The organism is Limosilactobacillus vaginalis DSM 5837 = ATCC 49540, assembly GCF_000159435.1.
Classification (GTDB): Bacteria; Bacillota; Bacilli; order Lactobacillales; family Lactobacillaceae; genus Limosilactobacillus; species Limosilactobacillus vaginalis.
The window spans coordinates 1-13,104 of record NZ_GG693416.1 but is presented as its reverse complement, the minus strand read 5'-3'; the positions used below and the strand labels follow the sequence as shown (position 1 = coordinate 13,104).

At 41.0% G+C, this 13,104-nt stretch carries 9 protein-coding genes; 2 read left to right on the top strand and 7 right to left on the bottom strand.

Features of this window, described 5'->3' with window-relative positions; translation table 11 throughout:
• Together HMPREF0549_RS07965 and HMPREF0549_RS07960 are read left to right on the top strand one after the other, a co-directional pair.
• A partial coding sequence (locus tag HMPREF0549_RS07965; RefSeq protein WP_003717772.1) for an ABC transporter ATP-binding protein occupies window positions 1-660 on the top strand: 660 nt, incomplete at its 5' end.
• Complete coding sequence (locus HMPREF0549_RS07960) at window positions 647-1,882, top strand: ABC transporter permease (RefSeq protein WP_003717771.1); 1,236 nt, start codon at window positions 647-649, stop codon at window positions 1,880-1,882. The genes HMPREF0549_RS07965 and HMPREF0549_RS07960, both read left to right, overlap by 14 nt.
• A gap of 87 nt (window positions 1,883-1,969) precedes the next feature.
• On the opposite strand, the gene HMPREF0549_RS07955 is transcribed toward HMPREF0549_RS07960, so the two are convergent.
• From HMPREF0549_RS07955 to HMPREF0549_RS07925, 7 genes are all read right to left on the bottom strand, one after another.
• Window positions 1,970-2,905, bottom strand: a complete 936-nt coding sequence (locus tag HMPREF0549_RS07955) for a DMT family transporter (protein ID WP_003717770.1) — start codon at window positions 2,903-2,905, stop codon at window positions 1,970-1,972.
• 483 nt (window positions 2,906-3,388) lie between these two features.
• Window positions 3,389-3,889: a phosphatase PAP2 family protein gene (locus HMPREF0549_RS07950; RefSeq protein WP_003717769.1), complete on the bottom strand. Its 501-nt coding sequence runs from the start codon at window positions 3,887-3,889 to the stop codon at window positions 3,389-3,391.
• Between the two features lie 7 nt (window positions 3,890-3,896).
• Entirely contained in the window at window positions 3,897-4,850 is a 954-nt protein-coding gene (locus tag HMPREF0549_RS07945) for an aldo/keto reductase (protein ID WP_003717768.1), read from the bottom strand.
• Between the two features lie 256 nt (window positions 4,851-5,106).
• Complete coding sequence (locus HMPREF0549_RS07940; protein WP_003717767.1) at window positions 5,107-7,953, bottom strand: DEAD/DEAH box helicase; 2,847 nt, start codon at window positions 7,951-7,953, stop codon at window positions 5,107-5,109.
• Window positions 7,954-8,077: 124 nt separating this feature from the next.
• Window positions 8,078-11,086 (bottom strand): SEC10/PgrA surface exclusion domain-containing protein, encoded by a 3,009-nt coding sequence (locus HMPREF0549_RS07935; protein WP_003717766.1) that lies wholly within the window; start codon window positions 11,084-11,086, stop codon window positions 8,078-8,080.
• Between the two features lie 480 nt (window positions 11,087-11,566).
• Window positions 11,567-11,761, bottom strand: a complete 195-nt coding sequence (locus tag HMPREF0549_RS07930; RefSeq protein WP_003717765.1) for a hypothetical protein — start codon at window positions 11,759-11,761, stop codon at window positions 11,567-11,569.
• 489 nt (window positions 11,762-12,250) lie between these two features.
• A complete protein-coding gene (locus HMPREF0549_RS07925) occupies window positions 12,251-12,775 on the bottom strand; it encodes a GNAT family N-acetyltransferase (protein ID WP_003717764.1) in 525 nt (174 codons plus the stop codon).
• Window positions 12,776-13,104 lie beyond the last annotated feature (329 nt).

The following is a 13,104-nucleotide window of genomic DNA, read 5'->3' as shown; positions in this document are numbered from 1 at the left end:
GGCAGCCAACGGTTCCATGTTTTGCATGATATTAATATTGAAATCGACCAAGGCGAATTAGTCGCCATTATTGGTGAATCCGGGTCGGGCAAATCAACGCTCATTAACATTATCGGGTTCTTAGATGATGATTTTGAGGGAACCTACTTTTACCAGGATCACCCTATTCACGATTACACCCGGAAGCAATTCTCCAGTTTACGGAACCAGAATGTTGGCTTTGTTTTTCAGAATTTTAAGCTATTACGAGAGTCAACGGTTGCGGATAATGTCGCATTACCGTTGCTATATGCGGGAAAATCCCGAAAAGAAATTAATGGCCGAGTTTCTGAAACGCTTAAACAAGTAGGCCTAGCAGGCTATGAAGAACAATTACCGAAAAACATGTCTGGTGGTCAGCAACAACGGGTCTCGATCGCCCGGGCAATTTCAACGCATCCCCAATTCTTGATTGCCGACGAGCCGACTGGTGCCCTCGATAGTGAAACAAGTCAAGAAATTATGAACTTATTTAAATCCCTTAATCAGCAAGAAGGCACGACCATCATTATGGTTACTCACGATCCTCACGTTGCTGAACAGTGTGAGCGGGTAATTAAAATCATTGATGGCCGGGTAATCAGTGATAGTAAGGAGGAAAACCAGCGTGCAGGTAATTGAATTATTTAAAACAGCGATCCAATCGTTAAGGGCAAATAAGAAGCGGAGTTTTCTGACGATTATCGGAATTATGATTGGAATCGCTGCTGTGATCGCAATCCTGGGAATTGGGGATGGGATTACCCAGACAATGTACGACAAATTCGGCAATAATGCTAAGCAAGGACAGCAAACAACCGAAATTGCCTTTAATCCCGACAACATTACTTCCAACACCTATGGCTTTACCCAAAATGAAGTAGATAACATTAAAACTCAATTTGGTGGCGAGATTAACAATATCAAAATTGAGCGTGAAAACGATAATTTCTCAGCACAAGCGCAGATTGGTGATACCACTAAAAATACTAGCGTCAGTCTTTTGAAGAAGCCGAGTCACCAAATTCGCTTGATTGCCGGAAAAAATTTCACCAAAAATAATTTAGCGGTAGGCCAAGCAAGTGCTTTAATGAGCGATAAGATTGCCAAAAAACAATACGGTACAGCCCAAAATGCTTTGGGAACAACGGTAACAGTTAATGATGTCACCTATAACATAATCGGAATATATAAAGCGCAGGGGCAATATACAAGTGATGGTAATCAAAACCCATATGGTGCTGATCTCTTAGTCCCAGATTCGCTATATTATCATGGTGAAGGAGCTACTCGGGGAAATACTCTAAAACTGACTTTTAGCCAAGGAGTCAATGCTAGCAGCATCTCACGCAAAGTTGCTAAGTATTTAAAGAAAAACGGTCCAGCGAGAAATCAAGGGACCTATGAATACATTGATATGGAAAAGGCCTTGAAGCAATTCTCCTCACAAATGAGGATTATTACTACCTTCATTAGCTTTATCGCTGCTATCTCACTGTTTATCGCCGGAATCGGGGTAATGAACATGATGTACATTTCGGTTTCGGAACGAACCCAAGAAATTGGGATTCGTTTGGCAGTTGGCGCAACACCGTTTAACATTATGATGCAATTCTTAGTTGAAGCGGTAATTTTAACGGTGACGGGAGGATTACTTGGTTTCCTTGGCGGAGCAGGATTAGCACATTTATTGGCACCATTGTTATCAAATGCAATTGGTGGTCAGGGGATCCATATTCATGCCCACATCTCGATGAATGCTTTCTTCCTCGCATTCGGAACATCAGCAGCGGTTGGATTAATTTTTGGAATTCTTCCCGCCCGACAAGCCGCTAATAAAAACCTCATTGACATCCTAAGATAATAATAAAATTGGACCTCAACATTCACTATGTGGTTCCAGTAGTTAAACTGGGACACACCAAAGTTGAATGTACAGGTCCATTTTTGACTATTTAGTTTTTGTTTTATGCTTACCAGTAAGAAAGAAAATTCTCTGATAGTAATTTGATGGAATCGATTGGAGTAAAGTAGTTAACAAGATTAATAACGAACCAACAATTGCGGCCCCCGTTAATCTTGTTCCGAGTAATGTTACTGCTAAAAATGTCGCAACAAGTGGCTCAAAAGCACTAAGAATTCCCGTAACGGCCGGACTAATATAACGCATACTCTGTAAGAACATAGTGTAGGAAAACATTGTTCCAAAAACAACAATATAGGCAACCAAGAGCCACCCCATCAGGCTCAATGATGGCAAACGATGAATGATAATTTCTGGTAGCATCCCGATCCCGCTCAAAAGCATTGCTAGTCCGCAAACCGCTAACGCATCGAACTTTGCAAGTAATGGTCGTGGTAATAAGGTGTATAGTGCAGCGGCCACGGCACACCAAAGCCCCCAGAAAATTGCGGCTGGCGTTAACGCTAACGTTCCAAGATGACCCCCAGTAACTAACAAGAAAGTTCCAATTAACGCAATAATAATTGAGATGCAATCAATTCGTCGTGGCCACTGTCGCTGAGCAATAGCTAACCAAATAATGATAATTACTGGTTGAAGGTATTGAATTACAGTTGCTGTCGGCGCATTACTATATTTCACTGCCAAAAAATACGTCAGTTGTGAGTTAAGCATCCCCAAGAGAGCAAAACCAATTAACGAAACTAAATGGCGGCGATTGCTGACTATTCGGCGGACTTGTTGGGGCGTCTTAAGTAAACTAACTGTTGTTAAGACAATTCCCGCCAAGAGCAACCGCACTGCCACCAACCATGAAGTGGTAATGCCCGTTTGTTCAAATAAGTATTGTGCTGCAGCTCCCGATCCACCCCATAACGAAGCGCCGCCAGCTGCAAGGAGAATTCCTTTCATTTGTTTTGTCATTTTTCTCACCCGCCCATTCAGTTACCAATAATTAAATTTAACATTTATTCTTTTTGGGCGATAGCTTTTCCAATCTTAAATTAAAAAAATTAAGCTGATCACGCTAAATTAGAGGGTCGTCATGTAAGCGCTAACAAATACTAAGAATTTGTTAATAAATTCCACTGATTTTTAAGAAATTTGCTTAGCAAAAGCTTATCTAATTATTATCATCACGGGCTTCAAAACATGTTAATATACTTTGTGGAGGGGTTGTTGAATCCCGTTAGAAGAAAAAACAATTATGTTAAAAGGAGTTGTTCAATATGATGTCTATTATGAGTAATGTTATCGCTGCTGTAAGTTTTGTAGGGCTGATTATTGCGACAAGCGCCCACATAATGAATAACCGAGCATAAAGCAATTATTCATAACGTTTCATTATTAAGAAAATGAGGCAAAGAATCACGAGTTGGTTCATTGCCTCATTTTTTGTTATTAACTTTAAATTACTAGCACTATGCCACACGCCAAGCCACAGAAGAATCCGGCAATAACATCTCGGGGATAATGAATTCCGCCAATCACGCGGACCATGGCTAAGATCACCGCAAGAGCTAATAAGATTAACCCTAACACTCGTGAAACACTCATCACACTCATTGCGATTACGGTTGCTGAAAACACGTGCCGACTAGGTAAAGAATCTCCACTGCCTTTTCGCGGGATCAGTGGTTTAATCGGCCATTCCTCATATGGCCGCGGGTAATTAAGATGATGCCGAATTAACGATAGAAGAACGAAACCAACTCCCGGAATGAACACTAACGGAAGAAGCTCATTAATACCACCTGCAAAAAGGGCAACCCAAAGCAATAATAAAATATACGAAACGTACATTCCTACCACAATTGCCCCATTTAACCAGCGAAGACTGCGAATTAGCCAGGGATGCTGAACAAATGGCTTAGTAATTCGTCGATAAAAGGTTTGGTAGTTTTTCATGAGTCTTTTATGGCAAAGTGTTTCCTGCGGCAAGGTATAAGTCATACCACTCTTGGTTAGTCAGCGTAATATCGCTTCCTGCTGCACTATCTTGAATATGTTGCGGATTCATTGTCCCAATTAGGACCTGCATATTGGCTGGGTGCTTCAAAATCCAAGCTACCGCAATGGCATTCTTGCTAACGCTATACTTATCAGCTAACTTAGCTAATTCAGCATTTAATTTTGGAAATTGCTCATTGTTAATAAATGTTCCCGCAAAAGTCCCATACTGAAATGGCGACCATGTCTGGATAGTCATTTTATTCAATCGTAGGTAATCAAGAAGACCACCGTCATGGTTAACCGACCCATCATCCGTCATATTTGTGTGTAGGCCAAAGTCAATCATCCCCGTGTGCTTCAAGCCGAATTGAAGCTGATCGATCAATAATCGTTGGTCCGCTGCTGATTGTAATAGGGCTATTTGTTGAGGATTAAAATTGGAGACGCCAAAATGACGAACCTTCCCTGCAGCCTGAAGCTCGTCAAACGCCTCAGCAACCTCGCTAGGGTCCATTAGCGGGTCAGGACGGTGAATTAGTAGGGAATCTAAGTAATCCACCTTCATCCGACTGAGAATGCCGTCTACAGCCTTAAGGATATGAGATTTGGATGAATCATATCGGATAATTTGATTATCTGCATTGGCAAACAGTCCCACTTTAGACTGAATAAAGAAGTCTGCTCGAGTTAAGCCACTCTGGGCCAAAGCCTCACCAAAATGGATTTCTGACGAACCTCTTCCTAATTCTGGATCATTACCATAGATATCTGCCGAATCAATAAAGTTAATTCCAGCTTCATGAGCGGCTTGTAAAGCATCAACTACTTTAGAAACCGCCAAATTTCCCATCCGCATCGTTCCTAATGCAATATTCGATACCTGCCAATTTGTGTTCCCGATTTTTACTGTTTTCATCTTAATCACCTTTTTATTCGTAACTTCTTATATTTTAATCCAAACGGCTTTGATTGACTAGCATTGGCATTCTCATGATGAAATCGCTTTTAAATATGTGATTGTTTAACATTTTAGTTAGGATTGTCTAATAATAATTTGCTTATTAAAGCAATTATGATAAACTTAAAAACAGGTAGCGATAACTACCTATCTTACTTACTTTGAGAGATCGAGAATTATCTCGGTCTCTTTGTCGTTTTAAACTACAAAATCATCATTCAAATAATGTTTTTGCCATCGTGGTAGGTAGCGGATGTTCTAAAACAAGGTTCATCCCCACCGCCGCTTTTTTCTTTTCACCAAGCATTTCTTCCCTCACTGAAGCCGGATCAATCTTAGCGGTTCCTAAGTAGTAAAATTGCTTTCCTACGGCATCGCTCCGCTTAACAAAAAGATGCAGTTTCTCCCGTTGGTGACCCTCATCAACTCCTGCAAGCAAACGCTGTACCTCAGCAGAGGATAGATGACGCGGTGACCGAGTATACCAGCGTAATGATTGACCATCCTGAAGCTGGTTATCATATATTGCATTCCGTTGCTTTGGCGATTTCTTGTGATACGTGATGAAAATCGGGCACTCGCTTTCAGCAACTCGATAGCCATACATCGGAGCACTAACGTCTAATGGCCAGTTTAATAGTCGACAAACGTCCTTCCGATCATATTGCTGGTAAAGGGTGAATTGCTGACGTTGATCATATTTTTTGCTTAATGCTAACCCAGTTTCAAGCACATCAACAAAGAGTCGCTGAAAAGCTGAATTCTGTTTTAGCGAATCCTTAATTTGGGAATTCAACTGGTATATACCCTGGTTAACCGCAATGATTGACTGATCACCATACTGTTGCTTCTTCGTTTGCTTTCCGGCTTTTACATCAAAGAACCGTAAACTAAGAACATCTGTTAGGGAACGCAAAACTGCCGCATTAACATAGCAGTTGTTTTGCTCTAAAGCACTAATCAACTGCTCCTTAGTGACGTCTTGATCCTTCAATAGTGAAAGAAGAATTAATTCGTGTGCTCGTTTCCCGCTTAAAAGTTCCTTCGTAATAAATGTCAAGACTTGGTTTTCGTACCGATTTAGTTTTACCTTTTCACCCATTTTAACCAAAAAGCTCCCGTAATTATCAAGAAGCTTATTTCGGGCAAAAACAACGGGGGACACTGAACCGGATTGAAGAAAGTCTATTAATAGCGGTGCTCGCCCTAATCGCTGTTCCAACTCATGGTATGCTCGACGAAGTTCCGCCATTGAATCAAGCTTCGTCTTCTCCAACGAGGTTAGAATGCGCTCGCTGGCAACCCGTGAAAAGTTAATCGTGGAAACACCAATGTTTTGTGGAAGTTGGACTTCACGCCGTGCTTGATCCTGATCCCGGCTCGAATCATCGTTTAGCGCTAACGGAATCATGTAATTGTGCTTATAATTACCGATAAAATCAATCACAGTGACAAAGTCTTTCCCCGGGTATTTCCGTAATCCACGTCCTAGTTGTTGGAGGAAAACAATCCGTGATTCAGTATTTCGCAGCATCACAATTTGGTTTAATGACGGAATATCAACTCCCTCGTTAAATAGGTCAACGGTAATCAGGTATTCAAGTTCACCATTTTCCAGTCGCTTTACAGCTTCTTGACGTTGATAATTGCTATCTTGGTTTGTCAATGCAATTGCCGGATGCCCTAAAGCAGTGAATTGTTTCGCTAATTCACGTGCTTCTGCTTGCCGACTGCAAAAGACCAGTCCTCGCGGTTGCCGCCCACAATAGCCATAGTATTCTAACTGTCTTAAAACATACTTTACCCGTTCACTAGCTACTAACCGTTTTAGATTAGTTGTCTCATCAATCACTTCACCATTAGCTTCATAATCCTGAACCCCCACATAGTGAAATGGAACTAGCATGTCGTTGTTCAAAGCATCTCGCAGGCGAATCTCGTAAGCAATATGGTAGTCAAAGATCCCATAAACATCCTGGTTATCCATCCGGTCTGGAGTTGCCGTCATCCCCAACCAGAACTTTGGCTTAAAATGATCCATTAACCGTTGATAACTAGGAGCAGCTGCCCGGTGTGCTTCATCCACTAAAATAAAGTCAAACATTTGAGGAGAGAGTCCCTCAAGAACCTTTTTCTGACTTAATGTTTGGACCGTTGCAAAAAGGTACCGTGGTGAAAAGTCATGGTGTTGACTGCTTATGAGGCCGAAGTCTTCCTGCGAACCACCGATAACCCGCTGAAAACTCTGCATTGCTTTTCGTGCAACCTGTTCCCGGTGAACAACATAGAGAAATTTTTGTGGCCGGTTCTCCTTGACAGCAAATACTCCTAAGTAGGTTTTGCCGGTCCCCGTTGCCGAAACTACTAATCCCCGGTGTGCACCCCGATCGATTAGGCCCTGAAGTTCTATGAGAGCTGCCCGTTGCATTTGATTTGGGATAATTTTCCGATTACTTTGGTTTGAACCATTACTCGTTTTTGGTGACTGCCAACTTTTAGCATAATTTGCAATCCACTCTTCGGTTAACGGGTGACTTTCATTTTGAAGGTGACTTATCCCAGTGGCAACTTGTGAAAATAAGGTTGAATGTTGGCTTGAAGTTACCTTCAGCATCGTTTCATGGTTTTGGAGCAAGGCTGCTCGGGTAAAATTTGCACTTCCGATTAACGCTGTCGAATATCCATCATGAGTGAAAAAGTACCCCTTGGTGTGAAAGCCGGGAATCGTAGTAAGCATGACCTTTAAATTAGGAATCTTAAGCAATTCCGCAAACATCTGTGGAGAATTGAAGCCAAGGTAATCACTGGTAATGAGTGTTCCTTGAATCCCCTGACGAGCCAGATCAGCCAAGATAACTTTAAGTGGTGTCAATATATCACTGGTGATAAACGCCACCGCCCAAGTAAATGACTTACAATTCATTAACTCATAACGAAGCGTTTCCCAAATTGTGCCATCCTCATTTCCGATCAATTTTGGTGTAAATTGCTGGTGGGCTTGATAATTTCGATCGTATAACCCATTTAAAATTGCATTTTTTATCGTTGCTTTCTCTGTCATCGTATCCCTCAATTTTCATTTATCTTCCCTAATAACTTATCATAAAACTATAAAAGAGTGAGACCGAGAAACTTAATTCTCAGCTTCACTCTTTTTATCTTGAGTAATTTAACTCAAATTTTAACTATTCATTATCTTCTAGCTTCTTAGCAACCTTGTTCTTCCGCTTCTTATTCAATGAAGCACCAGTAGCAAGAGCAGCTCCTGCAGCAACTACCGTCATGGCTGTAAGACTATCCTTGTTAACTTTTGGTTGCTTCTTTGCTTCAGACTTAGTGTTGCTTGAAGGCAACTTGATTTGACCACTCTTAATAGCAGCTTCAAGTTTAGCGTTGATCTTTCCACCACTAAGTTGACGAGTATACCCTTCAAGCGGAGCAGATGGAATACTTGCAGCTTCTTGTTGAAGGTCGTAGTAATTGTCGTACGGATCATCAAAGCCAGCCATCATGTTGTCATTAGCAGCGTGAGCATTCCGTGCTGCAATCTGAGCAGCAATTTCACTCTTCACAGATGCTTCTTCAGAGGCCCGGTTCAAGTTACCTGGGTTTTGAACCTTGTTAGTAAGAACCTGCTGATCGTTTTCTTCGTAATTAGCTTCAGTCGTGACGTTTGCTTCTTGAGTTTCATTTTGTGAAGCGTCATTAGCAGCTTCAGAAGTTGAAGCATTATCATTACTTGTTGAGTTAGCTTCAGTTTGGTCAGTAGCTGAATTAGCGTCACTAGTAACTTTTGAACTCGTAGTAGTTTCGCCTTCAGAATCAGTTCCTTCAACAGCAGGAGTTGAAGGGATGTATGGGTGACTCAAACCATCGAGAGTAATCTGAGCCCGCTTCAATTCGTTTTGAAGACTATTTAGCTTTTCTTGAGCCTTAGTTAAGTCACCATTAGCAACATCAAGGGTTGTCTGATCCTTATCCAAGGTTCCTTTAAGTTGCGTTAATTTACCAGTTTCAACTTGAACCTTCAACTGGGCAGCAGCTAGAGCAGTCTTAGCTTTCTTAACGGCTGCATCATTTTGAACTGCGTCAGACTTCTTAGCATTTGAAAGAGCTGCTTCATAGATTGTCTGAAGTTGACTAACCGTTGCAGTTAACTCTTGGAGCTTTGCCTGACTTGCCTTGTAAACTTGAGTATCATCGCTTAACTTTTGTTGGGCACTAGCAACTGCCTTCTTAGCATCACTAATTGCCTTCTCGTAGTTGCTTTGTGGTGAAACAGCGGCAAGGGATGTACCAAAGACCTTAGCCAACCGAATTTGACTATTCAATTGAGAATACTCATTCTTCTTATTTTGAAGTTCGCTTTGGGCTTGTTGTAAGTCGTTTTGCTTTGCTTGAACGTTCTGTTGTAACTGGTTCAACTTAGCGTTGGCTTCGTTAACAGCAGCGTCCCGACTAGCTTGAACATTCTTTGAAGCATTTAACTTCTGTTGAGCAGCAGCTAGGTTTGTTTGAGCTTGGGCTAATTGACGAGCCTTATCTTGAACACTTCCGTTAATAGCATTCAAATCTGCTTGAACCTTAGCTAACTTAGCTTGCAAATTATTAATATTTTCGTTTGCTGAGTTAACTGCTGCTTGGGCATTTGCCATAACAGCCTTCTGGTTAAGAGTTTCGTTAGCAGCCTTTTGTTGAGCAGCAGTAGCATTATTAACTGCAGTTTGGGCGGTAGCAACATTAGCTTGTGCTGTTGTTACCCCGTTTTGGGCAGCAGTTGCGGCATTTTGAGCTGTAGTAACTGCACCTTCCTTTTGAAGGTAATCGTTGTGAGCATTGTTGATTTGTGCAGCACTAGCATTTTCAGGAGTTATTGCCCCTTGAGCAAGCTTATTCTTTACTGCTTGACTAGCGCGACCATCATCAAAGAAGTTGTAGTGAACCCAACCATCTTTATCAATAGTAACGGTCATGTACTGATTACCGTTATCATCATAGGAAATACCGTTCATTCCCTTTGGATCATTAAGAAATGCTTCTGTGTGACCACCGAATCCATAGTAAAGGGGAGCAGCAGCTGAATTTTCAACATCTTGGTAGATCATTGCTAGAATTCCAGCGTAGATACTTTGCTTAACATCAGCCATTGACATGCTTTGTATAAGGTTCCGGTGAAGTGAAGCAGGGTCAAGTAATAACCCGGTTGAAAGGTTTTCACCCACAAAGCCAGTGTTTAGACCCGCCTTATTAGCAGCGGCAACCATCCCATTTTCATTATGTGGTGAACCAGTTGCGTTATTACTCTTATTCCAACCACTATTGTTATAAGCACCGTCAATTACTTGGTTACCAAGTTCAGTGGCGTAAGGTGAAACCTTAACTTTGCCGTAACTGTGAGCGGCACCAGCAGCCGTCGATTGGAAACTATCACGGAAGCTATTAACAATCTGGGCAGCAAACTTTGTAATCTCGGTTTGCTGAGCAGCAGTCATGTTTCTTGGATCAACTTTCTCAGCCTTATCTTGATCAGTTGCTTGGTAGTTGGTCTTCAATATTGGAGTCCAGGTTTTACCGCCATCAGTACTTGTCCACCCTGCTGCCATTAATCCCTTGGCAGGGTCTCCACCATTCAGGGCAATTCCTTCTGCACAATCAGACTTAACCTGTGGGCTATTGTAACGATTACCGTTAATGTAGCTTTCGTACTGTTGAACAATATCACTTGGTGTCTTAACAGTTGGTACACCATTATCATTCTTGTAATTGTTGTAAGTTTCCAAAGCCTTCAGTGCATCGGCCTTAGCAGTAGCCACCTTTTGTTGAGCAGCAGTAGCATTAGCCTGAGCAGTAGTCACTGCTTGTTGCGCCTTTGCTAAGGCAGCTTTAGTTTGGTTAACCTTTTCTTCAGCTGCTTTTTGAGCAGCAGTAGCATGATCATAATTCTGTTGGGCAGATTCAAGCATCTGTTGAGCATTTTGAGCCGCTTGCTTGTCATTTGCCAATTGCTTTTGTAATTGAGAAATTGTTGATTGCAATTGAGCAGTTGCGGTGACATTGTCATTACTACCGTTATTCTTCAATGCATCCAAACGTTGTTGAGCATCAGCAACAGCAGAAGCATCCTTAGCAACTTGAGCAGCAGCCTGTGAAGCTGTTTGCTGAGCAATTGAAACAGCATTTTGTTGAGCTTGCACTGCTGATTGAGCCGTATTAACAGCTTGTGATGCAGCATTAACAGCCTCTTGTTGATCATTAACTGCCTTCTGTGCATTTTCCTACGCAAAGTTAAAGGCCGAAGTTGCCGCAGCCTGTGAAGCAACAATGTAGTCACTTAACCGTGCTTCTGCGCTTGCTTGTAATTCCTTAGCAGAGCTAACAGCACTTTGATCGCTATTTACCTGAGCACTATTACTATTTACTACTTGTTGCTGACCAGAAACAGCACTATTAGCTGCTTGGACAGCACTGGCAGCGGATTGAACATTACCCTGGCTTTGAGCGGCACTTGTTACAGCAGACTCAACTGCCGCACTAGCAGAATTTGCTTCAGCCGCAGCGCTATTTACAACTGCTTGTTGAGCATTAACTGCAGATTGGTCAGCTTTAACCGTATTTTGAGCACTATTAACTGTTTGAACACCAGAGTTAACAACTTGTTGTTGAGTGTTAACTTGTTATTGAGCAGTATCGACACGTTGTTGAGCAGCCTGTTGTGGCGTCTGCGGGTTAACGTTTACATCATTATTCTTAACTGTCTGTTGCACAGTATCAGCCTGTGCGTTTAAGGTAGAAGCCCCAAGAAGGGTGGCACCAGTAACGGCCACAGTTCCGACTAGAACTTTATCGCTTATCCTCTTTCGATTTTTCACAATACCAACTTCCTCCGTAAATAATCGTTTGATGCTATTATCATTGTAGTCGCGACAAATTTATTTATCAATTATTTTTTATTTTTTAAATTAATCAGTTAAAAAATAAGAGTAAGAAGTTAGACAATTTTCCCATTTATGAAGCTAATTTATTGCTATAGCAGTAACTCTATTTGTCTTTCAATTGATAAATATAACTGAAACTTTTTTGATATTAAAAGCCTAAAGTTTTCCTTAAATTACGAATAACTGTAATGAAAGATTTTTCATCTATTGAACCAATGTTTCGCGTTTTTACCATAAATACTATATTTTATATTTCATAATTTTGGTAATTAAAACAGTGTAAATAGAGGATTTTAGCGCTTTTGTTCAATAAATTAAAATGATTATTTATCACTTGCTAGTGGTGCTCTTAAAAATCATCAGTCTACTTTCAAATAAAAATAACCGTTTCCTAGCAGTAATTCCTACTAGAGAACGGTTATCTTATAATTGATATTCCATTACCTTAGCTTGTTGATCTCCAATATCATCATAGTGAATAATTAGTTCTTTGATGATCCGAAAACCAATTTTTGAATAAAGCTTTTCAGAAGGAAGATTATCAGCTAAGACATCAAGGTGAATTACCTTTTTCCCTTCTCGCCTTGCTTCATCAAGCAGGCCATCTAAAAGCTGGTGAGAAATTCCCGTTCGTCGATAATCTGGATGAACTGCAATTAAATGCCAGATACCAATTTCTTGTTCACTTGCCTTTGTAGGCCAGTCCACATCAGGATATTCCTCTCCAGTCGTCATTACCCCAGCTGCGATGATTTGGTTATCCTTAATCCCAACTACTACCGTGGCTTGTTGAATAAAGTCACGTAAGCCATCGACACTCGGGTACTCTCCCCAGGTCCACTTAGCACCGTATTTATCTAATGACTGATGATCACATACAGTTTTATATAATGCCACAACTCCCTCAAGATCGCTTAATTGAGCTACCCTAACCTGATCAAGTTTCATCTTGACTTCCTCCTTTTCCCATTATTATACCTTTTTTCAATTTGCCATTCAGTTAAGAATACCAGAATTTCATTAATCAAAATCAACTGTACTCATTGTTAACAACTCTTTGTGGTGTTTGCCTTGCAGTATTTATTTTCTTCCTTTTAGCAATTACCAATTTTGTTTGCTGCAACCCTTAAAGTAAATGTTCCCCGTTATTACATAGTTCTGATCACTACGGATTTATATGAAACTTTCACTGATTAGTTATGGTACCACCTGCCAAATTGGCTCGAATAACAAAAAGACCAATTCAGTAATTAAAACTGAATTGGTCTTTCTTTGTT

Bases quoted from the DNA above. Each gene is read 5' to 3' on its own strand.
- HMPREF0549_RS07940 (WP_003717767.1), bottom strand. From the start codon at position 7,953: ATGACAGAGAAAGCAACGATAAAAAATGCAATTTTAAATGGGTTATAC.
- HMPREF0549_RS07955 (WP_003717770.1), bottom strand. From the start codon at position 2,905: ATGACAAAACAAATGAAAGGAATTCTCCTTGCAGCTGGCGGCGCTTCG.
- HMPREF0549_RS07950 (WP_003717769.1), bottom strand. From the start codon at position 3,889: ATGAAAAACTACCAAACCTTTTATCGACGAATTACTAAGCCATTTGTT.
- HMPREF0549_RS07925 (WP_003717764.1), bottom strand. From the start codon at position 12,775: ATGAAACTTGATCAGGTTAGGGTAGCTCAATTAAGCGATCTTGAGGGA.
- HMPREF0549_RS07945 (WP_003717768.1), bottom strand. From the start codon at position 4,850: ATGAAAACAGTAAAAATCGGGAACACAAATTGGCAGGTATCGAATATT.